The sequence below is a fragment of the Gluconacetobacter asukensis genome, assembly GCF_014174375.1.
Lineage (GTDB): Bacteria > Pseudomonadota > Alphaproteobacteria > Acetobacterales > Acetobacteraceae > Gluconacetobacter > Gluconacetobacter asukensis.
Window position 1 is genome coordinate 24,921 of sequence record NZ_JABEQE010000009.1, and the last position, 24,834, is coordinate 49,754.

General features: G+C 65.3%; 15 protein-coding genes. 13 read left to right on the plus strand and 2 right to left on the minus strand.

The features are described from left to right. The first annotated feature begins 199 nt into the window (after positions 1-199). The 6 genes from HLH35_RS11410 (at position 200) to HLH35_RS11435 (ending at position 14,584) form a co-directional block, all read left to right on the plus strand. Entirely contained in the window at positions 200-1,654 is a 1,455-nt protein-coding gene (locus HLH35_RS11410) for an NAD(P)-dependent oxidoreductase (protein ID WP_182979254.1), read from the plus strand. Positions 1,655-1,659: 5 nt separating this feature from the next. After that, positions 1,660-6,207 carry a glutamate synthase large subunit gene (gene gltB / locus HLH35_RS11415; protein WP_182979255.1) on the plus strand — a complete coding sequence of 1,516 codons (4,548 nt, stop codon included), beginning with the start codon at positions 1,660-1,662 and terminating at the stop codon, positions 6,205-6,207. A gap of 166 nt (positions 6,208-6,373) precedes the next feature. Beyond that, entirely contained in the window at positions 6,374-8,182 is a 1,809-nt protein-coding gene (locus HLH35_RS11420; protein ID WP_246385043.1) for a M3 family oligoendopeptidase, read from the plus strand. Between the two features lie 34 nt (positions 8,183-8,216). Beyond that, the gene (locus HLH35_RS11425; RefSeq protein ID WP_182965686.1) at positions 8,217-9,542 is read left to right on the plus strand and encodes an ABC1 kinase family protein; all 1,326 of its coding nucleotides are present in this window, start codon (positions 8,217-8,219) and stop codon (positions 9,540-9,542) included. Positions 9,543-9,873: 331 nt separating this feature from the next. Next, positions 9,874-12,006 carry a putative bifunctional diguanylate cyclase/phosphodiesterase gene (locus tag HLH35_RS11430; protein WP_182979257.1) on the plus strand — a complete coding sequence of 711 codons (2,133 nt, stop codon included), beginning with the start codon at positions 9,874-9,876 and terminating at the stop codon, positions 12,004-12,006. Positions 12,007-12,091: 85 nt separating this feature from the next. Further along, a complete protein-coding gene (locus HLH35_RS11435) occupies positions 12,092-14,584 on the plus strand; it encodes an ATP-binding protein (RefSeq protein WP_182979258.1) in 2,493 nt (830 codons plus the stop codon). Positions 14,585-14,647: 63 nt separating this feature from the next. Here the strand turns inward: HLH35_RS11435 and HLH35_RS11440 are convergent, their stop codons facing one another. Both HLH35_RS11440 and HLH35_RS11445 read right to left on the minus strand, forming a co-directional pair. Further along, complete coding sequence (locus tag HLH35_RS11440; RefSeq protein WP_182979259.1) at positions 14,648-15,622, minus strand: crotonase/enoyl-CoA hydratase family protein; 975 nt, start codon at positions 15,620-15,622, stop codon at positions 14,648-14,650. 244 nt (positions 15,623-15,866) lie between these two features. Next, a complete protein-coding gene (locus HLH35_RS11445) occupies positions 15,867-16,670 on the minus strand; it encodes a DNA polymerase III subunit epsilon (protein WP_182979260.1) in 804 nt (267 codons plus the stop codon). Between the two features lie 120 nt (positions 16,671-16,790). On the opposite strand from HLH35_RS11445, the gene uvrB reads away from it, so the two are divergent. The 7 genes from uvrB (at position 16,791) to HLH35_RS11480 (ending at position 24,833) form a co-directional block, all read left to right on the plus strand. Next, positions 16,791-19,025 (plus strand): excinuclease ABC subunit UvrB, encoded by a 2,235-nt coding sequence (gene uvrB / locus HLH35_RS11450; RefSeq protein ID WP_182979261.1) that lies wholly within the window; start codon positions 16,791-16,793, stop codon positions 19,023-19,025. Positions 19,026-19,052: 27 nt separating this feature from the next. Continuing rightward, positions 19,053-19,940 carry an aldose 1-epimerase gene (locus HLH35_RS11455; RefSeq protein ID WP_182979262.1) on the plus strand — a complete coding sequence of 296 codons (888 nt, stop codon included), beginning with the start codon at positions 19,053-19,055 and terminating at the stop codon, positions 19,938-19,940. Between the two features lie 15 nt (positions 19,941-19,955). Continuing rightward, complete coding sequence (gene greB / locus HLH35_RS11460) at positions 19,956-20,504, plus strand: transcription elongation factor GreB (RefSeq protein WP_182965484.1); 549 nt, start codon at positions 19,956-19,958, stop codon at positions 20,502-20,504. Between the two features lie 91 nt (positions 20,505-20,595). Continuing rightward, the gene (gene gshB / locus HLH35_RS11465; RefSeq protein ID WP_182979263.1) at positions 20,596-21,591 is read left to right on the plus strand and encodes a glutathione synthase; all 996 of its coding nucleotides are present in this window, start codon (positions 20,596-20,598) and stop codon (positions 21,589-21,591) included. Positions 21,592-21,705: 114 nt separating this feature from the next. Next, positions 21,706-22,434, plus strand: a complete 729-nt coding sequence (locus HLH35_RS11470; protein ID WP_182965488.1) for a class I SAM-dependent methyltransferase — start codon at positions 21,706-21,708, stop codon at positions 22,432-22,434. A gap of 126 nt (positions 22,435-22,560) precedes the next feature. Then, the gene (locus tag HLH35_RS11475; RefSeq protein WP_182979264.1) at positions 22,561-23,892 is read left to right on the plus strand and encodes a cbb3-type cytochrome c oxidase subunit I; all 1,332 of its coding nucleotides are present in this window, start codon (positions 22,561-22,563) and stop codon (positions 23,890-23,892) included. After that, positions 23,889-24,833 (plus strand): heme o synthase, encoded by a 945-nt coding sequence (locus HLH35_RS11480; RefSeq protein ID WP_182979265.1) that lies wholly within the window; start codon positions 23,889-23,891, stop codon positions 24,831-24,833. The genes HLH35_RS11475 and HLH35_RS11480 overlap by 4 nt, the downstream gene beginning before the upstream one ends. Position 24,834: the final 1 nt, after the last annotated feature.

Sequence of the window (24,834 nt, forward strand, 5' to 3'; positions counted from 1 at the left end):
CAGCTCAACGCATTATATGGTCAATTGGTCCGAAGCGGACCAATGTGACCCAGTGACCCGTTTGCTCTGATGGTTCTCGATTGGCCTTTTTGTCATAAATGGCAGTGATGCTGTCTTTTATGGTAGATATGTCTGTCGTAGGTGTTCCGCCAACAACACGCACCGCAGGTGACGGTCGGGCGTTATCCAGGGGGGACCGATGGTCGAGCACATGCTGAAATTCGTCTCCGTGCCGCAGAGCCAGCCCGACAAGCGGCCGGCCGCGGAGCGGAATGGCGATTTCGACGAGATCTATCGCGCATTCGCAGTGGAAAAGGCGGAACAGCAGGCCAGCCGCTGCTCGCAATGCGGGGTGCCGTTCTGCTCGGTCCATTGCCCGCTGGGCAACAATATCCCCGACTGGCTGAAGATGACGGCCGAGGGGCGGCTGGAGGAAGCGTATGCGCTGTCTTCCGCCACCAACAATTTCCCCGAGATCTGCGGCCGCATCTGTCCCCAGGACCGGTTGTGCGAAGGCAATTGCGTGATCGAGAAGGGGTTCGAGAGCGTCACCATCGGCGCGGTCGAACGCTTCATTACCGATACTGCCTTCGCCAAAGGTTGGGTGGAGCCGATCCGGCCGCCGGTCGAGCGCGAGACCTCGATCGGCATCGTCGGCGCCGGCCCCGGTGGCCTGGCCGCCGCGATGCAGTTCCGCCAGCAGGGTTATCAGGTGCATGTCTATGACCGGTACGACCGGATCGGCGGCCTGATGATCTATGGCATTCCCGGCTTCAAGCTGGAGAAGGACATCGTTGCCCGCCGTCACCTTTATCTGGAGGAATCGGGGGTTCGGTTCCATCTGGGGGTGGACATCACGGATGGCGACGGGGACGGCACGCTCTCTTTCGCGACCCTGCGCGCCCGCCATGATGCGGTGCTGATCGCGACGGGCGTTTACAAGTCGCGCGATATCGGTGGGCCGGGTGCGGGCCTGGGGGGGATCGTCAAGGCGCTGGATTACCTGACGATGTCCAACCGGCTGTCGCTGGGCGACGCGTTTGCCCCGGACGAGAGCGCGGCGCTGAATGCCGCCGGCAAGTCGGTGGTGGTGATCGGCGGTGGCGACACGGCGATGGATTGCGTGCGCACCGCCATTCGCCAGGGTGCGAAATCGGTCAAATGCCTCTATCGCCGCGACCGCGCGAACATGCCCGGCTCGATCCGCGAGGTGAAGAACGCCGAGGAGGAAGGTGTGTCCTTCGTCTGGCTGGCGGCGCCGGAGGCGTTCCTTGGAGATGGCAGCGTCAGCGGCGTGCGCGCCGTGCGCATGAAGCTGGGCATGTCCGATGCCAGCGGCCGCCAGTCGGTCGAGCCGGTCGAGGACAGCGCCTTCGTGCTGGAAGCCGACCTGGTGATCAAGGCGCTGGGCTTCGACCCCGAGCCGCTGCCGACCCTGTGGGGGCAGCCGGACCTGGCTGTGTCGCGCTGGGGCACGCTGCGGGTCGACCATGAGAGCTTCATGACCAGCCTGCCGGGCGTGTTTGCGGCGGGTGATATCGTGCGCGGGGCCAGCCTGGTGGTGTGGGCCATTCGCGATGGACGGGATGCGGCGGCGCAGATGCATCGCTGGCTGGAAAACCGGGCGGCCCAGTGCGCCCAGGCGGCGGAGTGACGGACATGGACCAGTTGACCCAGGATCACGGATCGCGGGATGCCGGCCAGGAGTTCGTGGCCGAGTGGCATGAGAATGCGCAGGCGATTGCCGGGCTGTACGACGCCACGCAGGAGCGCGACGCCTGCGGCGTGGGCCTGATCGCGTCGCTGGACGGACGCAAGCGGCGCGAGGTGGTCAATGCCGGTATCGCCGCCCTGAAGGCCCTGTGGCATCGCGGCGCGGTCGATGCCGACGGCAAGACCGGGGACGGCGCGGGGATTCATCTGGAAATTCCGCAGGATTTCTTTGCCGAGGCGATCCATAGCGGTGGCGAAGGCTGCGTGGACACGCAGATTGCCGTCGGCATGGTTTTCCTGCCCAAGACGGACCTGGCGGCGCAGGAACGCTGCCGCCAGATCATCGAGACGGAGATCCTGGCCTTCGGGTACGGCATCTATGGCTGGCGTCAGGTGCCGATCGACACGTCGTGCATCGGTGAGAAGGCCAATGCCACCCGGCCCGAGATCGAGCAGATCATGATCCGCAACCTGCCGGGGCGGAACGAGGAAGAATTCGAGCGCGACCTGTATGTGATCCGCCGCCGGATCGAGAAGAGTGCCCAGGCCAACTCGCTGGACCTGTATATCTGCTCGATGTCGTGCCGGTCGGTGATCTACAAGGGCATGTTCCTGGCCGAGAACCTGACGGATTTCTATCCCGACCTGCTGGACCCGCGCTTCATCAGCCGCTTTGCGATCTATCACCAGCGCTATTCGACCAACACCTTCCCGACCTGGAAGCTGGCGCAGCCTTTCCGCCGGCTGGCGCATAACGGCGAGATCAACACGATCTCGGGCAACGTCAACTGGATGAAGAGCCACGAGACGCGCCTGGCCGATCCGGGACTGGACCCGGTGATGGAGGATCTGAAGCCGGTGGTGCAGGCCGCGGGGTCCGACACCGCGATGCTGGACAATGTGTTCGAGCTGCTGACCTTTGCCGGGCGCGATGCGCCGATGGTCAAGGCGCTGATGGTACCGGCCAGTGTCGGCGGCAATTCGGGCATGCCGCAGAAGCACCAGGATCTGTACGCCTATTGCAATGCGGTGATGGAGCCGTGGGACGGGCCGGCGGCGCTGTGCGCCACCGATGGGCGCTGGGTGGTGGCCGGGCTGGACCGCAGCGGGTTGCGCCCCCTGCGTTATACCGTGACGGCGGACGGGCTGCTGATCGTGGGCTCGGAAACCGGCATGGTGAAGGTGCCGGAGACCGACATCGTGCGGCGCGGGCGGCTCGGGCCGGGGCAGATGATCGGCCTCGACCTTCAGGAAGCGAAGCTCTACGGCCATGAGGCGCTGCTGGACCTGCTGGCCGGGCGCCGGGATTTCGGCGCCTGGGTGAAGAACATCCAGAAGATCGGCTCGGTGGTGCGGGCCGACGTGCAGGAGCCGGTGCTGTACGGCCGGGATGAGCTGCGCCGCCGGCAGCTGGCGGTCGGTACGACCCTGGAGGAGCTGGAGACCATCCTGCATCCGATGGTCGAGACCGCAGCCGAGGCCATCGGCTCGATGGGTGACGATGCGCCGCTGGCGGTGCTGTCCTCGCGCTATCGGGGGCTGGCGCATTATTTCCGGCAGGCGTTCAGCCAGGTGACCAACCCGCCGATCGACAGTCTGCGCGAGACGCGGGTGATGAGCCTGCTGACCCGCTTGGGCAATCTGGGCAACATCCTGGAGGAAACCGAGGTCCAGTGCGACCTGCTGCAACTGCCCAGCCCGGTGCTGACGACCGGCGAGTTCGAGGCGTTGCGCAGTTTCTGCGGCGACAGCGGCTTCGTGATCGACTGCACCTTCCCGGCGGCGGAAGGCGAGGCGGGGCTGCGCGAGGCGATCGCGCGCATTCGCCGTGAGGCCGAGGACCGGGTGCGCGAGGGCTGCACCCATCTGTTCCTGACCGATCAGGGGCAGTCGGCCGACCGGGCCTATATCCCGATGATCCTGGCCACGGCGGCGGTGCATACGCATCTGGTCCGCCAGTCGCTGCGGACCTTTACCTCGCTGAACGTGCGGTCGGCCGAGGCGCTGGACGTGCATGCCATTGCGGTGACGATCGGGGTCGGGGCGACCAGCATCAACCCGTATCTGGCGCAGGAAAGCATTGCCGACCGGCTGCGGCGCGGCCTGTTCGGCGATATCTCGCTGCGCGAGGCGGTGGAGCGCTATCGCAAGGCGGTGGACAAGGGGCTGCTGAAGGTGATGTCCAAGATGGGCATCTCGATCGTGTCGGCCTATCGCGGCGGGTATAATTTCGAGGCGATCGGGCTGTCGCGGGCGCTGACGGCGGAATTCTTCCCCGGCATGCCCTCGCGCATCTCGGGCATCGGCCTGTCGGGCATCGCGACCAACGTGATGAGCTTCCATCGGACCGCGTGGGACCAGGCGGTGATCGCGCTGCCGGTGGGTGGGCAGTACAAGATGCGTCGTCATGGCGAGGTCCATGCCTTCGACGGCAACCTGATCCATATGCTGCAGACGGCGGTGGCGACCGACAGTTTCACGATCTATCGCCGCTATGCCGATGCGGTGCGGCGCCAGCCGCCGGTGGCGCTGCGCGACCTGCTGGATTTCCGGGGTGGGCGGACGCCGATCCCCGTCGAAGCGGTCGAAAGCATCACGCAGTTGCGCAAGCGGCTGATCGCGCCGGGGATCTCGCTGGGGGCGCTGAGCCCCGAGGCGCATGAGACCCTGTCGATCGCCATGAACCGGATCGGCGCGAAGTCGGATTCGGGCGAGGGGGGCGAGGACCCGTCGCGTGCCAAGCCGCGCCCGAATGGGGACAATGCGTCTTCGGCCATCAAGCAGATCGCCTCGGGCCGTTTTGGCGTGACGGCGCAATATCTGAATGATTGCCGCGAGATCGAGATCAAGATGGCGCAGGGCGCCAAGCCCGGCGAGGGTGGGCAGTTGCCGGGCTTCAAGGTGACGGGGCTGATCGCGAAGCTGCGTCATGCGACGCCGGGCGTGACGCTGATTTCGCCGCCGCCGCATCATGACATCTATTCGATCGAGGACCTGGCGCAGCTTATCTACGACCTGAAGCAGATCAATCCGGAAGCCACGGTGACGGTGAAGCTGGTTGCGCGGTCGGGCATCGGTACCATCGCCGCCGGCGTGGCTAAGGCCAAGGCCGATGCGATCCTGATTTCCGGCCATAGTGGCGGCACCGGCGCCAGCCCGCAGAGTTCGGTCAAATATGCCGGCCTGCCGTGGGAGCTGGGGCTGGCGGAAGCGCATCAGGTGCTGATGCTGAACCGGCTGCGCCACCGGGTGAAGCTGCGCACCGATGGCGGGCTGAAGACCGGGCGCGACGTGGTGATCGCGGCGATGCTGGGGGCCGAGGAATTCGGCATCGGTACCGCCAGCCTGGTCGCCATGGGCTGCATCATGGTGCGGCAGTGCCATTCCAACACCTGCCCGGTCGGGGTCTGCACCCAGGACGAGGCCCTGCGCGCCAAGTTCGAGGGTTCGCCGGAGAAGGTGATCAATCTGTTCTCGTTCATCGCCGAGGATGTGCGCAACATTCTGGCGTCACTCGGATTCTCGTCGCTGAACGAGATTATCGGGCGGACCGACCTGCTGAAGCAGGTGTCGCGCGGTGCCGATTATCTGGACGATCTGGACCTCAATTCGCTTCTGGCACAGGCCGATCCGGGGCCGCATGCCCGCTACTGCACCCGGGAAGGGCGCAATGAGGTGCCCGAGACGCTGGATGCGCAGATGATCGCCGATGCGCGGCCGCTGTTCGACCATGGCGAGAAGATGCAACTGCACTATAACGTGCAGAACACGCATCGGGCGATCGGCACGCGCATTTCCTCGCTGATCGTGCGGCAGTTCGGCATGACCAAGCTGGCGCCGGGGCATCTGACGGTGCGCCTGCGCGGCTCGGCCGGCCAGTCGCTGGGGGCGTTTGCGGTCCAGGGGCTGAAGCTGGAAGTGCTGGGCGACGCCAACGATTATGTCGGCAAGGGCCTGTCGGGGGCGACCATCGTGGTGCGGCAGTCGCCGTCGTCGAACCTGGTGTCGAACGAGAACGCGATCATCGGCAACACCGTGCTGTATGGCGCGACGGCGGGGGCGCTCTATGCCGCCGGCCAGGCGGGCGAGCGCTTTGCGGTGCGCAATTCCGGCGCCACGGCGGTGGTCGAGGGCTGCGGGTCGAACGGTTGCGAATACATGACCGGTGGCACCGTGGTGATCCTGGGTGAGGCGGGCGACAATTTCGGCGCCGGTTTTACCGGGGGCATGGCCTTTGTCTATGACGAGAACGGCACGTTCGAGCAGCGGATCAACCCCGATACATTGCTGTGGAACCGGGTGATCGACCCGAAATGGGAGGGTGTGCTGCGCGGGCTGGTGGAGACCCATGCGCGGGAGACGCACAGCCGCTTTGCCGCGCTTCTGCTGCACAAATGGGAGAATATCCTGCCGCGCTTCTGGCAGTTGGTGCCGCGCGAATATGCAAAGGTGATCGGCTACACCGCCGCGACCGAGGCCGCGCGCAGCGCCTGAAGACGCGTCTTCCATCCTGCCTGCGCCGCCGCGATGGCCCTGTGGGGTCGCGCGGCGGCGCGTTCCGCATTAGATATCAGGGCAGGATCGGCCCTCCGTACGATTGTGCCGGGGGCGTTGAAGGAGTGGCGCGCCGATGCCGAAGCTGAATCTTGCCTCTGGCCCGATGGATCACAGCCCCTTGCGGGCCGCCGATGGGGGCGCGCCGGTGGGCGCGGTCGGGGAGCTGCCGCGCTGGGACCTGCGGGACCTGTATGAAAGCCCCGAATCGGATGCGCTGCGCACCGATCTGGAGCAGGCCGAATCCGACGCCGCCGCCTTTGCCGCCGCCTGGAAGGGGCGGTTGGCCGGGGCTGCGCCCGGCGAGCTGGCCGAGGCGATCGGGGAATATCAGCGGATCGACGAGGTGCTGGGCCGGGCGGCGTCCTACGCGCAATTGCTGTTTGCCGGCGATTCGTCGGATGCCGGGATCGGGCGGTTCTCGCAGTCGATCAACGAGCGGCTGACGGATATTTCCAGCCATCTGCTGTTCTTTACCCTGGAGCTGAACCGGATCGGGGAGGAGGAGCTTTCCGCCCGTCTGGCTGACCCGGCGCTGGCGGTGTGGATGCCGTTCCTGCGTGACCTGCGGGTCTTCCGGCCGCATCAGTTGAGTGACGAGATCGAGCAGGTCCTGCACGAGAAATCGGTGACCGGGGCCTCGGCCTGGAGCCGTCTGTTCGACGAGACGATGGCCGGGCTGCGCATTCCGCTGGATGGGCGGGACCTGACGGTGGGGGAGGCGCTGAACCGCCTGTCGGACCAGGACCGTGCGGTGCGCGAGCGGGCGGCGAAGGCGATCGGCAGCGTGTTTGGCGGCAATATCAAGCTGTTCTCGCTGATCACCAACACGCTGGCCAAGGACAAGGCGATTACCGACTCGCTGCGGCATTATCCGCGCCCGGGGTCCTACCGCAATCGCAGCAACATGGTGGAGGACGAGGTCGTCGACGCGCTGGTGCAGGCGGTGACGGAGGATTATCCGCGCCTGTCGCATCGCTATTACGCGATGAAGGCGCGCTGGCTGGGGCTGGAGAAGCTGGAACATTGGGACCGCAATGCCCCGCTGCCGGCGGCGGACGAGCGGGTCATTCCGTGGGACGAGGCGACGCGGCAGGTGCTGGCGGCCTATGAAGGGTTCGACCCGCGCATGGGCGCGGTGGCGCGGCGGTTCTTCGACAATCCGTGGATCGATGCGCCCCCGGTGCCGGGCAAGGCGTCAGGCGCGTTCGCGCACCCCACCGTACCGTCGGTCCACCCGTATCTGCTGCTGAATTATCATGGTCGCACCCGTGATGTGATGACGCTGGCGCATGAGCTGGGCCACGGGGTGCACCAGGTGCTGGCGGCGCCGCATGGTTATCTGATGTCGGGCACGCCGCTGACTCTGGCCGAGACGGCCAGCGTGTTCGGCGAGATGCTGACCTTCCGCGCGCTGCTGGATGCCGAGACCGATCCGGCGCGGCGGCGGCTGATGCTGGCCGCCAAGGTCGAGGACATGCTGAACACGGTCGTGCGCCAGATCGCGTTCTACCGGTTCGAGACGCTGGTGCATGACGAGCGGAAATCGGGCGAATTGCTGCCCGAGCGGATCGGCGCCATCTGGCGGCAGGTGCAGACGGAAAGCCTGGGGCCGGCCTTCAACTTTACGCCGGATTATGACGTGTACTGGACCTATGTCCCGCATTTCATCCATTCTCCGTTCTATGTCTATGCGTATGCATTCGGGGATTGCCTGGTGAATGCGCTGTATGGCGTGTTCACCTCTGGCCATGCGGGGTTCCAGGACAAATATCTGGACATGCTGCGGGCGGGCGGCACGATGCGGCACCGCGAATTGCTGGCGCCGTTTGGGCTGGACGCGGCCGATCCGGGTTTCTGGCGCAAGGGGCTGGACGTGATCGCCGGATTTATTGACGAACTGGAGCGTGCCTGACGTGGCGGACGAACGGGATCTCGACAATACCGGCATGTTCGGCGAACTGCGCCGGATGGTGCGGACGTCGGGCGCGGTCGGCGGCATCGCCGCGCGCATTGCAGGCCACAAGATGGGGCTGCGTACTGATCACGCCACCCATGCCGGTGACCTGAAATCGGTGCTGGGCGGCCTGAAGGGGCCGCTGATGAAGGGCGCGCAGCTTCTCTCCACCATTCCCGGCGCGCTGCCGGACGAATATGCGGCGGAACTGGCGCAGCTTCAGGCCAATGCGCCGCCGATGGGGTGGAGCTTCGTGCGCCGACGCATGAGCACCGAACTGGGGCGCGACTGGGAGCGGCGCTTCCGCTCGTTCGAGCATGAGGCCGCTGCGGCCGCCAGCCTGGGGCAGGTGCATCGGGCGGTGCTGCCGGACGGGCGCCGGGTGGCGTGCAAGCTGCAATATCCGGACATGCAGGCGACGGTGGATTCCGACCTGCGGCAGTTCCGCATGGCGGTGGGGCTCTATTACCGCATCGACAGCACGATCAAGCAGGATGACGTGCTGGTGGAGCTGACGGCCCGCCTGCAGGAGGAGTTGGACTATCTGCGCGAGGCGGCGAACCTGCGACTGTACAACCTGATGCTGGCTGAGTGCCCGGATGTCAGCGTGCCGATGCCGGTCGAGGATCTGACGACGCGGCGGCTGCTGGTGATGGACTGGCTGGATGGCAGGGGTGTGCAGTCGGTGCTGGATACCGACCCGGCGCAGGAGCAACGCGATTCCATGGCGCGCGCGCTGTTCCATGCCTGGTACGTGCCGCTCTATCGCAACGGCGTGATCCATGGCGACCCGCATATGGGCAATTTCACGGTGCGGTCGGATTATGGGCTGAACCTGCTGGATCTTGGCGCGATCCGCATCTTCCCGGCCCGTTTCGTGCAGGGGATCATCGACCTGTATCGCGCGTTGGAGACCAATGACGAGGATCTGGCCTATCATGCCTATCAGGCCTGGGGCTTTGTGAATATGTCGCGCGAGACCATGCGCGTGCTGAACGAGTGGGCGCGCTTTGTCTACGAACCGCTGATGCAGGACCGCGTGCGCGCGATCCAGGAGAATGACGACCCGCAATATGGCCGGGCGGTGGCCGAGCGGGTGTATGCCGGCCTGAAACAGACTGGGGGTGTGCGGCCGCCGCGTGAGTTCGTGCTGGTGGATCGCTCCGCGATCGGTCTGGGCAGCGTGTTCCTGCGGCTGGGGGCGAAGCTGAACTGGTATCGGCTGTTCCAGGAGCTGATTGCCGATTTCGATGCGGCGAAACTGGCGGCGCGGCAGGAAGAGGTCCTGCGGCAGGCGCGGGTTCCTCCCACGGCCTGAGACGCTTTTTCAACATATCTTAACCCTGCTCGATCGAACATGGCCAAGCCTTCCCTAGGGAGGGCGTGGCCGGCTGTGCCTGGTTTCGCGTCATGCGCGATCGCGGACAATCGGGCAGAGACCTGTTTCCCGAAGCGGTTTGTTTCTCAAAACCATGCGATATCGTGCTATCGTGAAAGCCTCGACGGTCCCGAAAGGGGAGCGGAAAGCGGGATAGGGCGAACCGATCGGGAAGATGCCATGTCCGCCTGCCTCGTTCCGATGGTCGTGGCAGCGAAGCGTGTCCGGCCGGGTGCAATCGGTCCTCTTGATCCTTCTGTTCGAGGTTTGAATGCGACTCGTAGTCATTGTCGATGACCGTTCGACCAATCGGACCATCTTCGCCCGGCTGGCGGTGACCCTCGGGACCGACATTCGGGTTGAAAGCTTCGCGACGCCGCAGGAGGCGCTGGACTGGTTCGGGACATCGCCGGTGCCCGATCTGATCATTACGGACTACAAGATGCCCAGGATGGACGGCGCGGCCTTTACCGCCCGTATCCGCGCGCTTGACTGGGGATATGACGTGCCGATCGTGGTCGTCACGGCCTATGAGGACCGCAATTACCGGATCAGTGCCCTTGATGCCGGCGCGACCGATTTTCTGCTCAGTCCGGTCGATCATACCGAATTCCTGACGCGTGCCCGTAACCTGTTGCAGTTGAGCTGGTACCAGAAGCGGGTGCGTTCGCGCGCCGTGCAACTGGAAGAAGAGCTGATCAGCAGTCGTCAGGCGCATGACGATCTGCTGCGCGGCAGCCGCGACCGGCTGCTGCAGGTGATCGATACTGTTCCCGCCATGATCAGCGCGACGGATATCGACGGAAACTATATCTTTGTTAACAAGTTTCACGAGAGCGTCCTCGGGGGGCAGTCGCGCACGGTCGATGCGGCGTCATTGACGCTGGACCGGCAGGTCCTGGAGGGCGGGGTGCCCACGGCCCGTTACGAGGAAACCATTGTCGATCGGCATGGCGTGACATGGAGCCTCCTGACATCGAAGATTCCGTTTTATGACGATGCGAACGGCAAACATTATGTACTGACCACGTCTCTTGATATAACGGACCGCAAGAAATCCGAAAAGGAGCTGCATAGTCTTGCATATTACGATCAGCTGACGGGCCTTCCCAATCGATCCAATCTTGAAAAACATACGCAGACGCTTTTGCTGCGGGGCGATGATCGGCCGTTTGCTTTTTTTCTTCTGGATCTCGATCGTTTTAAAAGTGTCAACGATACGCAGGGTCATACGGTCGGGGACCAGTTGCTGCGCCAGGTTGCGGTGCGGCTGACATCGATTTTGCCCCGTGCCTGCTTTATCGCCCGTCTGGGTGGTGACGAGTTCGCGATTGTCCACGATATCAGGCGTATGGACGATGCCGGCGAGCTGGCCGAGCAGATTATTGCGATCTTTGCGTGCCCGTTCACGCTGGGCGATCTGGCGGTGAATGTCGGCGTCAGTGTCGGGATCGCATTAAATTCCGACCCGGCCCTCACGTTCGAGACGATGCTGAAACGCGCCGATCTTGCGATGTACCGCGCGAAGAACGAGGGGCGGCATCGATATGCCTTCTTCGAAACGGCGATGGAGCAGGCCGTCTCTGTCGCGGCCGATCTGGAGCAGGCGCTGCGCCAGGCGATCGAGAGTGGTGCGTTCACGCTGCACTATCAGCCCGAGATCGACCTGGCATCCGGTCTGGTGACAGGGGTCGAAGCGTTGATCCGGTGGGTGCGGCCGCAGGGGGAGCTTGTCTATCCTGGCCATTTCCTGCCGCTGGCGGAGGAAACCGGCCTGATCGTGCCGATGACGGTCTGGTCGTTGCGCGAGGCCTGTCGTCAGGGAGCGGCATGGGTGCGGGAGGGCATCCATATCCGTATGGCGGTCAACCTGTCCGGCATGTTGTTCCGTTATCATGATGTCCAGCAGATGGTGCTGGATGCCATCACCGAAAGCGGCCTGGACCCGGGTTTCCTGGAGCTGGAACTGACAGAGACGGCATTGATCGAAAATCCGGAAAAGGCGGGGCGACAACTGGCGGCGTTGCAGCAGATGGGCGTGTCTGTCGCGATCGACGATTTCGGGACCGGCTATGCCTCTCTCGTCTATCTGACCACATTGCCGATCCACAGGCTGAAGATCGACGCGGTCTTCGTCAGGGAAATCGATTCCTCGTCCAGCAGCCAGGCGATCATCAAGGCGATCATTGCCCTGGGCAACAATTTGAATATCCCGGTGATTGCGGAGGGCATTGAACGGGAAGATCAGTTGTACTGGTTGAAGGCGCAGGGATGCCACCAGGCCCAGGGTTTCCTGTTCAGCCGCCCTGTTCCGCCTGACCAGTTCCGTCACTTGCTGCGAAGTGGTGCCTTGAGCGTGTCGGATGGTCTGACCCCATCGGTCGAACGGCCTTCCGGGAATTGAGATATGGTGAATCATATGCTCATTCCCTGGTTGAGGGGTGTCCGGGCCGTCCGGGTTCCGGATACTGAAGGCAGGGTGGGTCGACGTGCGTAACCTGCTGGCGCGCATGCGGCGGGGTGGCGACGGCGAGCATCAGATTGTCCTGAACCGGCTGGTGATCGCCGTCATCATTCTGGTCTATGTCGTCGGACTCTTTCTGGGTGGCGGTTTCGAGGACAGGGATCAGTTTGTCTGGTCGGTTGTATGTGCCGTTCTTTATCTGGCGGGCGGTGTGGCAATTGCCGCCGCCCTGGTTGCGTGGCCGCGTCCCTCTCCGGCGCGGCGGATCGTCCAGATGATATGGGACATCGGTTTTCTGTCGTTTGGCATGTATCTCGACGGGGTTGCGGTTATCCCGTTCTATCCGCTCTATCTGTGGGCCATCCTCGGATACGGGTTTCGTTTCGGCCTGCCTTATATTACGGGCGCCGCCTTTCTGGCCGCCGGCGGGTTCACGCTGGCGGTGCATGCGTTGCCCGTATGGCGGGATGCCGGTCACCTGTTGGCCGGTCTGACGCTTGGTCTGCTGGTTGTCCCGCTTTATTCGGCGTCACTGATCCGATTCCTGTCCAATCTCAGACGACGTGCGGAGGAAGCCAATCAGGCAAAGACGATGTTCCTGGCCAGCGTCAGTCACGAACTGCGCACACCGCTGAATGCCGTGATCGGCATGACGCACCTGCTGAACGACACGGCGCTGGATGCCGAACAGCGCGAGATGCTGCAGACGGTGCGCGTCGCGGGGACCTCGCTTCTGGGGATGGTCGAGGGGTTGCTGGATTTCGCCCGGATCGAGAACGGACGCATGCCGGTACAGGCACAGCCGGTTGACCTGATGGCCCTGCTGAATGCGGTCCGGCGCATTGCGGGGGTGGCGGCGGGGGAAAAGGGCCTGCTTCTGGCCTGTCATGTCACCGCCCGTACGCCGCTATGGCTGATCGGGGATGAAAAGCACCTGCGGGACGTCTTGCTGAACCTGGTCGGTAATGCGGTCAAATTTACCGACAAAGGACATGTGACCATCCGGGTCGATGCCCTGCCCGCCGGAAGCGGTGGGCCGGCCCGTCTGGTAATCGAGGTTGTGGATACCGGTATCGGCATCTCGCAGGCTGCGTTGGAACGGATTTTCGACCCGTTCACCCAGGCGGATGCAACTGTGATCGACCGGTTCGGCGGGTCTGGACTGGGGCTGGCAATCTGCCGCCAGCTGGTCACGCTGATGGGGGGCGAGATCGGAGTCCGTAGCCGGGAGGGGCATGGCAGTACGTTCCGTGTGACCTTGCCGCTGAGGATCGGGACGGCACCGGGCGGGGAAACCGGGACGGGGCTGCCACCTGTGCTGCTGTGGGCGCGCCAGCCTGATCGTTATCAGGCGCTGACGGCCCGTTTGACGGCCTTGGGGGCGCGGCTCGCCACTGTTTCACCCAATGAGGGCGTATCCGACGTTCTGGGGCGGCTGGAGCATCCGCATGTCGTGTTGACCGATATGCCGGACGAGATGCTGCCTTTGCCGGCCGACCTGCCGGTGGTGCTTCTGCAGCCGTCAGGCGTGGAGGGATCGCTGGCCGAAACGGTGCGGCGCGATAGCGTATCGATGCTTCCCGCCGATGCGGGCGATGGGTGGATTGGGACGGCGCTGACCGTCGCCGCGGCCTTTTTGCTCCGGGAAGACCCGTCCGATTCGGACTCGGGGGGGCCCGATATGTCTGCCGGCCGTTCGCTCTCGATCCTGGTGGTCGAGGACAATATCGTGAACCGGAAGATCCTGTGCAGGCTGCTTTCCCGGATCGGGCATCGCTGGCAGGCGGTGGCGAATGGCGAGGAAGCCCTGGATATCCTGCAGGAGATGCCATTCGATCTGGTCCTGATGGACCTGAACATGCCGGTCATGAACGGGATCGAGGCGACGAAGCTTCATCGGTTTTCCGAAGTCGGGGGCGGGAGAGGGATTCCGATCGTCGCGTTGACGGCTGACGGGACGCCCGAGACCCAGAAGCGGTGTCGGGAGGCGGGGATGGATGCTTTCCTGCTCAAGCCGGTGGCGCTGGAGGCCCTGGTGCAGGCGATCGAGGCGCTGGTGCCTGCTGAGGCGGGTATCCGACATGCGTGCGATCGTCCGTCCGGCGGCGATGAGTGCCCCAGGCGCGGGGAAGCGACCGTGGTGGTGCCCTTTCCCGTCCCCACCATCAATCGCCGGATGGTGCAGGATCTGCTCGACCTGGGTGGCGAGCGCTTCCGGGCCGAAGTCATTGGCGATTTTCTGCGGGATGCCGTGGAGATCGTCACGCGGATGGATCACGCGGTGAAAGATGGGGATCGGTCGCGCCTGCTGGACGAAGCGCATGCGTTGCGCAGTGCCGCCGCCAATGTCGGAGCGGAGCGTCTGGCGGCCTTATGTCATGAATGGCGGGGCATCCCCCATATGAACGGGCAGGAAAGGGCGCGGGCCCATCAGGAGGCGATCTGGCTGGAGATGAACGCGGTGGAGGACGCATTGCGGCCGTATACGGTCGTGCCGTTGGCGGACAGCCCGTCCTAGAGGCTGCCCGGAGCGTTTTCAAAAGGCGGGTGCCTGATGAGAACGCTCCGGTATCCTGTTCGGTTAGCTGGCGACGCTTTCCGGTCGCGGTGTGCCGATGCGCCGGTTCTGGGCGCTGACCAGCCGCATCATCTTGCGCAGGTCGGCTTCGGTGAGCTTCAGCGCGGCGTCCACCCAGATATCGGTAATGTCGCGCAGTTCCTGATGGCTGATCGGATTGACCAGGCGCTTGATGCGCTGGATCGCGTCATGCGCGTTATGACGCCTGTCGATCCGGGCCAGATGTTCGCAGACGGCAGATTCGCCTTCCCCCGTTTCGGCGACAGCGTCGACGATCCCCATCTCGTGCAATTCCGTCGCCGTGTAGGTCTGGCCACTGAGGATGATTTTTTCGGCTATGCGGGGATTGAGGCGCCGCGACAGGAGTGTGTATGCGCCCATGCCGGGGAACAGGTTGAACAGGATTTCCGGCAGGCCGAACTTGGCGTGTTTTTCGGCAATGATGACGTCGCACGACAAGGCGGCTTCGAACCCGCCGCCGAGTGCGTCGCCTTGCACCAGCGCGACGGTGGTCAGGCAATGGCCGTAGCCGTCAGCGTTGGCGAAGACCACGTCGACGCAATGATAGGCATAGCGGCGCAGGCCGTTTCGGTCGCCCTGCATGATTTTCTCGGCGAACAAGGAAAGATCACCGCCGAGATTGAAGATGCCGGGAACCCGTGACCCCACGACGATATGCCGGAACGGCAGGGCGCCATCCGTTTGCTGTGCCAGGTGGTGGATGTTCTGTTGCACGGTGTGCAGATCGCGCAGCAGGGGAGGAGAGAAGCTGGGGCGGCCGCCGGGCCGCATGAAGGTCCATAATGTCTGCGCGGCCTGATCGAGCCGGATGTCCACGGTGGGCAGGCTGTCCAGCGAGGGGGATGATGTCTGGCCGAAGACCGCGTGCTGCGGGTCGCGCGCGTTGTCTGGCGCCAGATGGGACGGGTTGAAGGGCGAGGCGGGCGCGACGGCTCGAAGGCTGGATTTCAGTGACATGACACTCTCCTTTTCTGAACCGGGCAGACGCCTTCATGCCTGTCGGATGCGGGCGTTTCGGTTCGGGCTGGAGCGTAGCTGCCGGTCGCGTGTCATGGCGATCATCAATTCAAGATCTCCCGTTTCTTGCAGAAGCAGGAAGGGGGGCGGTTCAGGCATGATGAATATTGCCGACGGATTATTCTGTGCTGGCGTCGTTTATTGGTTGTTTCGGGCCTGGATGGCTGGGGGACTTTGATCGTCTTCAGCCTGGGGGGAAAGGCAGGGACAGTTGCCGCATGAGGGCAGGGATGCCGTCCGGCATGGCGCGTCGGGCGCGTTCGAAGCGCAGGGTAAAGGCCAGGTCGGGACCGGGCTGGTGGGGGCTCGCCAGCAACCGCTCCAGATCGTCGGTGGCCAGGCCCCGGATGCGTCGCCCGCGCAGGGGGCCGTGGGGCACCTTCACCAGCAGTGCCGGCTGGCGCGACCATTGCAGCAAGTCCTCGACCGAGGCCAGCGCCAGCATGTCGCGCAGATGGTGGGCCGTCACATAGGCGTCGGGGCCGGCGCGATGGGCGGGGTTGCCCAGATGCTTCTCCAGCCCGGCCGGGCGGCGGGAATAGCGCAGCCCCTGGTTGGAGTGGCCGGGCTCGTCCGGCCACAGGCGTAGCGCGCATTTATAGGTGCAGATCCATCCGGTGCCGGCCATCAGCGTGGGCGGCAGGTGGGCGCGTAGCCAGCCTTGTTCGAAGCTGGCGCGGTGCGCGGCGAAGGCAAGCGGGCGGGCCGGTGGGCGCAGGATGTCGGGCGCGATGGTCGTGATGGGCGGCGCGTCGCGCACGTCCTGGTCGGTAATGTGGTGGATGGAAGTGGTCCAGGGCGCGATCGGGCCGCCGGGGTGGGTCAGCTGTGCGCGGGGGCCGTCCGCCAGTTGCCAGCCGTCCGGGGCGTGTGCCACGTCCTGCCAGCCGATTTCGACGATTCCGCCACGCGTGGCGTCGCGGTCGCTGGTTTCCAGGTCGATGACGCGGACATAGGGTGTGGATTGGGGGGACAGGGTGCCGTCCATCCAGCCAGTCTAGGGACAGGCCGTGCGAATCCCAAACCGATTCGGCACGCCCGGCGTGCAGGCTGGTGCGCGTATGACGGCTCTTGCGCTGGCGCCGCGTGATCCCCACAGTCCAGAACCATGTCCGCGCCCGCCCGCAAGAAGACCCGTCGTCCCGATCCCTCGGAAGAGATCGTGACCTTTCAGCCCGAACGCCAGCCGGCGAAGGAGAAGACGCGGCGGCTGGTCATCCAGTCGCCCTATGAACCGGCGGGCGACCAGCCGCGTGCCATTGCCGAACTGGTGGCCGGGGTGGGGGAGGGCGAACGCGACCAGGTGCTGCTGGGCGTTACCGGGTCGGGCAAGACCTTCACGATGGCCAAGATCATCGAGGCCACCCAGCGGCCGACCCTGATCCTGGCGCCGAACAAGACGCTGGCGGCCCAGCTCTATGGCGAGATGAAGCAGTTCTTCCCCGACAATGCGGTGGAATATTTCGTCAGCTACTACGATTACTACCAGCCGGAAGCGTATGTGCCGCGCTCGGACACGTATATCGAGAAAGACAGCCAGATCAACGAGCAGATCGACCGGATGCGCCATGCGGCCACCCAGGCGCTGCTGGAACGCAATGACGTCATCATCGTGGCCTCGGTATCGTGCATCTATGGTATCGGGTCGGTCGAGACCTATTCGCGCATGGTGGTACGGCTGGAGGCCGGGGGCGAGATCGACCGCGACAAGCTGGTCAAGGCGCTGGTCGAACTGCAATATCGGCGCAATGACGCGGCATTCCAGCGCGGGACCTTTCGCGTGCGGGGCGAAACGGTCGATATCTTTCCGGTGCAGAACGAGGACCGGGCCTGGCGGATCTCGCTGTTCGGCGACGAGATCGACGCGATTACCGAGTTCGATCCGCTGACGGGCGACAAGACCGGCGATCTGCAGGAGGTCAGCGTCTACGCCAACAGCCATTACGTGACGCCGCGTCCGACGCTGACGCAGGCGGTGACCAGCATCAAGCACGAGCTGCGCCAGCGGCTGGCGGATTTTACGGCGGAGGGCAAGCTGCTGGAGGCCGAGCGGTTGCAGCAGCGCACCACGTTCGACCTGGAGATGATCGAGACCACGGGCGTGTGCAAGGGAATCGAGAATTATTCCCGCTATCTGTCCGGCCGCAAGGCGGGCGATCCGCCGCCGACCTTGTTCGAATACCTGCCCGAGGATGCGCTGCTGATCGTGGATGAAAGCCACGTGACCGTGCCGCAGATCGGCGGGATGGAGCGGGGGGATTTTGCGCGCAAGTCGATCCTGTCGGAATTCGGGTTCCGCCTGCCGTCCTGCCTGGACAACCGGCCGCTGAAATTCGCGGAATGGGACAAATTCCGCCCGATGACGATCTTCGTCAGCGCCACGCCGGGGCCGTGGGAGATGGGGCGCGTGGGCGGCGTGTTTGCCGAACAGGTGATCCGCCCCACCGGGCTGATCGACCCGGTGACCGAGATCCGCCCCGTGGAGCGGCAGGTGGACGATCTGCTGGCGGAATGCCGCACCACGATTGCGGCCGGGGGCAGGGTGCTGGTCACGACCCTGACCAAGCGCATGGCCGAGGATCTGACCGATTACATGAACGAGGCGGGCATTCGCGTCCGTTACCTGCATTCCGATGTCGATACGCTGGAGCGGATCGAGATTATCCGCGACCTGCGCCTGGGGGCGTTCGACGTGCTGATCGGGATCAACCTGCTGCGCGAGGGGCTGGATATTCCGGAATGCTCGCTGGTGGCGATCCTGGATGCGGACAAGGAGGGTTTCCTGCGCTCGCGCACCTCGCTGATCCAGACCATCGGGCGGGCGGCGCGCAATATCGACGGGCGGGTGCTGCTGTACGCCGACACCATGACCGACAGTCTGCGCTATGCGATCGAGGAGACCGCGCGGCGGCGGGCGAAGCAGTCCGAATGGAATACCGAGCACGGTATTACCCCGCAATCGGTCCGCAAGCATATCGGCGAGGCGCTGTCCTCGGTCTTCGAGCAGGATTACGTCACCGTCACGCCGACGAAGGCGGGGGAAGTGGCGGAGTTCGTCGGCAAGGATCTGGGCAGCACCATCGCGGAGCTGGAAAAGCGGATGCGTGCGGCGGCGGCGGACCTGGAATTCGAAACCGCGGCGCGGCTGCGGGACGAAATCAAGCGGCTGGAGGCGCTGGATCTGGGGCTGGACCCGGTGCCGGTGCCGGTCTCGACCGCAGGTGTTGCCGGCAGCACCGGCCGGCCGTCGCGGCGCAAGGGGCAGGTGCCCGAGCCGCTGGGGCCGGGTGGGGGTGGCTACGACCCCGCCAAGGGGCGCGGCGGCCGTCGGCGGGGACGCTAGAGCTAACAGGGACGGGAAGAGAGACGGATGATCGAACTGAAGGCGGGGGCGGCCCGGCTGGGCCTGATTCCCGAACTGGGTGGCGCGGTCGCCTTCTGGAAAAGCGGGAAGGTCTGCGTGTTCGACGCCGTCAGCGATCCGAACCTGCTGGCACAGAAGGGGCATAGGGTTGCGGCCTATCCGCTGGTGCCGTTCTCCAACCGCGTCGCGGACGGGCATTTTCGCTTCGATGGCGCGGAATATCGGATGAAGCCGAATTTTGCCGGCGAGCCCCATGTGATCCACGGCAATGGCTGGGAACATCCGTGGGAACTGGAATTGCTGTCGGACGACAGTGCCACGCTGCAACTGGAATGGCATCCGCCCTATGACCGACCCATGGATGAATGGCCGTTTGCCTATCGGGCGCAGGTCCGGTTCGATCTGCGCGAAGAGAGTCTGGCGGTGGGGATGGTGATCGAGAATATCGACCAGCGGCCTCAGCCGGTCGGGTTGGGGTTTCATCCTTATTTCCCTCGGCGCAGCGGCGTGAAGCTGGGGTTTTCGGCCGATACGGTGTGGACGAATGACGAGCAGCATCTGCCGGCGCTGCGCGTGCCCGCCACGGGGGAATGGTCGTTCGAGCGGATGCGCGCGGTCGAGGGCGAGGCGATCGACAATTGCTATGCCGGTTGGGACGGTGCGGCCTTCCTGCGCTGGCCCGATGATGGGCTGGCGCTGACCATTTCGGCCAGTCCCACCTTTCGCCACCTTGTGCTGTTCACGCCGCCGGACAGGGATTTCATTGCGGTCGAGCCGGTGAGCAACATGAACGACGCGCTGAACCATACCGGCGTGACCGACCGGGGGATCACCATCCTGGCGCCGGGGGCGCGGCTGGAAGGGTACATCCATTTTGCGCTGACCGCGTGCTGAGGCACAATGCGGCCCATGACGCATGATGACGACGACGATGACGAGGCGCGGCCCCGGGCCATAGATGGGGTGTCGCGCTACATTACCCCCACCGGCATGGATGCGACGCGACGGGAACTGAGCGCCCTGCTGTATGAAGAACGACCGCGCATCGTCGAGATCGTGTCGTGGGCTGCCGGCAATGGCGACCGCTCGGAAAATGGCGATTACCTCTACGGCAAGAAGAGGCTGCGTGAGATCGACCGCCGGGTCCGCTTTCTGACCCGCCGCATCGAAAAGGCGATCGTGGTCGATCCGGCCGCGCAGACGCAGCGGAATCGGGTCTTCTTCGGGGCCACCGTGACTTATGTGACGGAGGAGGATCTGGAGCGGACGGTCGTGATCGTGGGGGTGGACGAGGCGGATCTGGCGGCGGGACAGGTCAGCCTGGCATCGCCCATCGCCCGGGCCCTGCTGGGCGGCCATGTGGGCGATGAAGTGCGGGTCCTGACGCCGGCTGGGGCCGAATTGATCGAGATTCTGGCGATTTCCTATCCCGAACCTGTCGGGGTGGATGCGCTATGAGGTTTTTCGCGGTCGAGAACTCGACTAAGAAGCAAGGGCCGGTGACAGATCGTGTCACCCCGGTATCGGATTGTACCCGGAGGTCGCGTTGATGTCCCGCTCGCTGAAAATTGCCGTGCAGATGGATCCCCTGTCGGGGATCGACATCAATGGCGATTCGACTTTTGCCCTGATGCTGGAGGCACAGGCGCGGGGGTACGATCTGTTTGTCTACCAGGTGCAGGGGCTGAGCCTGCGCGAGGGGCGCGTGGCCGGCGGCGCGCGGGCCGAGCGGCTGACGGCGCGTGCGCGGCCGGCGCGGGTCCGGCGGGTTGCGGGCGACCATGCCGAACTGGGCGAGGAGCAGGTGCTCGACCTGTCCGAGATGGATGTGATCCTGATGCGGCAGGACCCGCCTTTCGACATGGCCTATATCAGCGCCACCCATATGCTGGAGCATGTGCATGGCATCGGGCCGGGCAAGGCACTGGTGGTCAACGATCCGGAATCGGTGCGCAACGCGCCCGAGAAACTGCTGGTCACGCATTTTCCGGACCTGATGCCGCCGACGCTGGTGACGTGGGATGTGCTGGCGATCCGCGAGTTCCGCGCCGAATGGCGCGACATCATCGTCAAGCCGCTGTTCGGCAATGGCGGGGCGGGCGTGTTCCGCATCCGCGAGGATGACGAGAACCTGAATTCGCTGCTGGAGATGCATTTCGCGCGTTCGCGCGAGCCGCTGATGATCCAGCGCTATGAGCCGGCGGTGCGCCGGGGGGACAAGCGCATCATCCTGGCCGACGGGGCGCCGATCGGTGCGATCAACCGCGTTCCGGCGCAGGGCGAGGCCCGGTCGAACATGCATGTGGGTGGCCGCGCCGTGAAGGTGGAACTGAGCCCCCGGGATCGCGAGATCTGCGAGGCGATCGGGCCGATGCTGCGCGAGAAGGGGCTGATCTTCGTGGGTATCGACGTGATCGGCGACTGGCTGACGGAGATCAATGTCACCTCGCCGACGGGCCTGCAGGAAATCGACCGTTTTGACGGCATCAATTCCGCCGGGCTGATCTGGGACTGCATCCTGCGGCGGCTCGACGGTGGCGTGTAACCGGCGCCAGGATGGCGGACGAGAGAGAGGAGTGGGTGATTTGCGCTGTGCCGCGGGGCTTTGGTCCACTATCCCCTTGAAGACAATCGCCCGGCAGGGCACAGAGGGTTCCCGATGAGCAACGTTCTTCAAGACGCGCCGGCCGAGGCGGATGCCGCCAGCCTGGCCTGTGCCCCGGCGCCGCGTTCGGCCCTCGATGCCGAGGCCGTCAAGGCCGCCTATCGCCGCTGGGCCGGTGTCTATGACACGGTGTTCGGCGGGGTTTCGGCCTTCGGGCGCAAGCGGGCGGTCGCCGCCGTGAACAGCCTGCCGGGCACGGCGGTGCTGGAGGTGGGCGTGGGCACCGGCCTGGCCCTGCCGCATTATCGCGCCGACAAGCGCATTACGGGCATCGACCTGTCGGGCGACATGCTGGACCGCGCGCGCCAGCGGGTGGCGCGGATGAACCTGCGCAATATCGACGCGCTGCTGGAAATGGATGCCGAGGATACGCGGTTCGCGGATGCGTCGTTCGACATCGCGGTGGCGATGTTCGTGGCCTCCGTCGTGCCCAACCCCCGCCGGCTGTTGGCGGAGCTGAAGCGCGTGGTGCGGCCGGGCGGACATATCCTGTTCGTCAATCATTTCCTGGCCACCGGCGGCGTGCGGCTGGTGGTCGAGCGCGGAATGGCGCGGGCGTCGCATTCGCTGGGCTGGCACCCGGATTTCGCGATGGAAGCGCTGCTTCCGCCCGACGATCTGGCCCGCGCGACCATTCAGCCGGTGCCGCCGGCGGGGCTGTTCACGCTGGTGACTTTGCCGCGCCTGGCCACGGCGGCCCGGGTGGAGAAGCCCGCCGCCTGACGCTGCCCCGCCATGCCGGGGGCGGGGCCTGGTGGCCCTCGTCTTGGCGGCCAGGGTTCGGTAACATGATCACGATTTCGAGCACGGCCGCCCTCCGGCGGCCCATCGGCGCAGGAGAAGTGGCGTATGCCGGCAGAGAGGCAGGTCCGGATGAATGTCGCAACCGGCGGCTTCCTGACGCGGAGCGGTGGCGTGAGCGGCCATAAGGCGGTTGGAACGCTCTATCTGGTCATGGCGGTTCTGGCTGGTCTGGTCGGTGGCAGTCTGGCGCTGCCGTTGCGGGCGGGGCAGGCTGTCGGCGGCGCGTGGATGGCGATCGACCATGGTGCGCTGATGGTTCTGTTCTGCGCCCTGCCGGCGCTGGTCGGCGGGTTTGGCTCGTGGTTCGTGCCGCTGCTGCTGGGCGCGCCCGACATGGCTTTCCGCCGCCTGAACCTGGCCTGCTGGGCCGGTATTGCCGCCAGTTTCGGGCTGGTCGTCGCCGGCGTGTCGACGGCGGGCGCGATGATGCTGTGGTGTGTGGCGATGCTGGGGCTGGCGATCAATATCGTCGCCACTGCATTGAACATGCGGGGCCGTGGCGTCGGGCTGGGCGCCATGCCGCTGTTCGTCTGGGCGCAGGTCCTGACGGCGATGATGATGGTGATCGTGCTGCCGGTGCTGGCGGCGGCGCTGACGCGGGGCCTGCTGGCCGGTGCGGGCGCGGATGTCGCGGCGCGGGCCCTGCGCGTGTTTTCGGGCCCGGAAGTCGGGCTGCTGCTGCTGCCGGCGGCTGGTGTGATCTGCCAGTTGGTCGAAACCTTCTCGGGTGTGGCGCTGCGCCTGCGCGGAGCTGCGCTGGGGGCGATGGTCGTGCTGTCGGTCGGCGGGGCGTCTGTCTGGGTGCATGATCTGTTCGCGACCGGGTTGGCGGCGCAGCCTGCCGCGCGGCCGTTGGTCGAGCAGGCCGTCATGGCGCTGCCGATGCTGGTGCTGCTGGTGGCCTGGGGCCGGACGATCCTGGCCGGTCGGCCGGTTTTCCGCGTGCCGATGCTGTGGGCCGTTGCCTTCATGGCGATGCTGGCTGCAGCACCCTTGCAGGCGCTGGCGGGCGGTGGGCCCGACGCGCATGCGCTGGTGCTGCCGGCGGCGCTGTTCGCCGCGTTCGGCGGTTTCTATTACTGGATCGGCAAGATGGCCGGCGGCGCCTATCCGGAAGGGGCGGGGCGCCTGCATGTGGCCCTGGCGGTTGGCGGGAGCATCGCGGGCCTGGTGCCCGGCGGTGTGATGGCTGGGGTGGCGATGCAGGGCCTGTCGATGGTCGTCTTCGTGGCCGTGCTGGCTGTGGCGCTGCTGGGGCGTCGCCGTGTTGCCGGGAATTATTGGGGAGCGGGTGCCCGCACCCTGGAATGGACGCTGCCGTCGCCCGCGCCGCGTGATTCCTTCGCCGGCTTCATGGTGGGGGGAGCCGGGGCATGAGCGCCAGCGCCACCGCGTCGGAGGCGCCGCGTTTCGAGGCGGCGCTGGTCGGGACCGAGGCCCGCGACTGGTTCGCGCTGCTGAAGCCGCGCGTGATCTCGCTGGTGGTGTTTACCGGTGCCGCCGGTATGGCGATGGCGCCGGGGCACCTGAACCCGGTGATCGCGTGTGTGGCCATCCTGTGCATCTGCATGGCGTCGGGTGCGGCGGGTGCGATCAATATGTGGTACGATCGCGATATCGATGCGATCATGACCCGTACCGCGCGCCGCCCGATTCCCGATGGGCGTATTCGGCAGGATCAGGCGCTGGGGTTTGGGATTGGCCTGTCGGCGGCGTCCGTGCTGCTGATGTGGCTGGCGACGAATGCGCTGGCCGCGTTCATCCTGGCCTTTTCCATCTTCTTCTATGCCGTGATCTATACGATGTGGCTGAAGCGCTCGACGCCGCAGAACATCGTGATCGGCGGGGCGGCCGGTGCCTTTCCGCCCATGATCGGCTGGGCGGCGGCCACCGGGTCGCTGGATGTGATGCCGGTCGTGATGTTCGCGATCGTTTTTCTGTGGACGCCGCCGCATTTCTGGTCGTTGTCGCTCTATGCCTGCAAGGATTATGGCCGGGCCGGTATTCCGATGCTGCCGGTTGTGCGTGGGGCCCGGCATACGCGCTGGCAGATCCTGATCTATACGCTGATCCTCTCGGCCGTATCGCTGGTGCCGTCGGTGCTGCATCAGGCGGGGTGGCTGTATTCCGCCACCGCGCTGTTGCTGGATGCCGGATTCGTGGGCTGCGCGGTGCGGGTGCTGCGGGACCGGCAGGATGCGACCGGTGTCAGCCTGACGGGCGATGGCGCGGCGCGACGGGCGTTCCGCTTCTCGCTGCTCTATCTGTTCCTGCTGTTCTGTGGCCTGCTGGCCGATCATTTCCTGATCATGGGCTGAG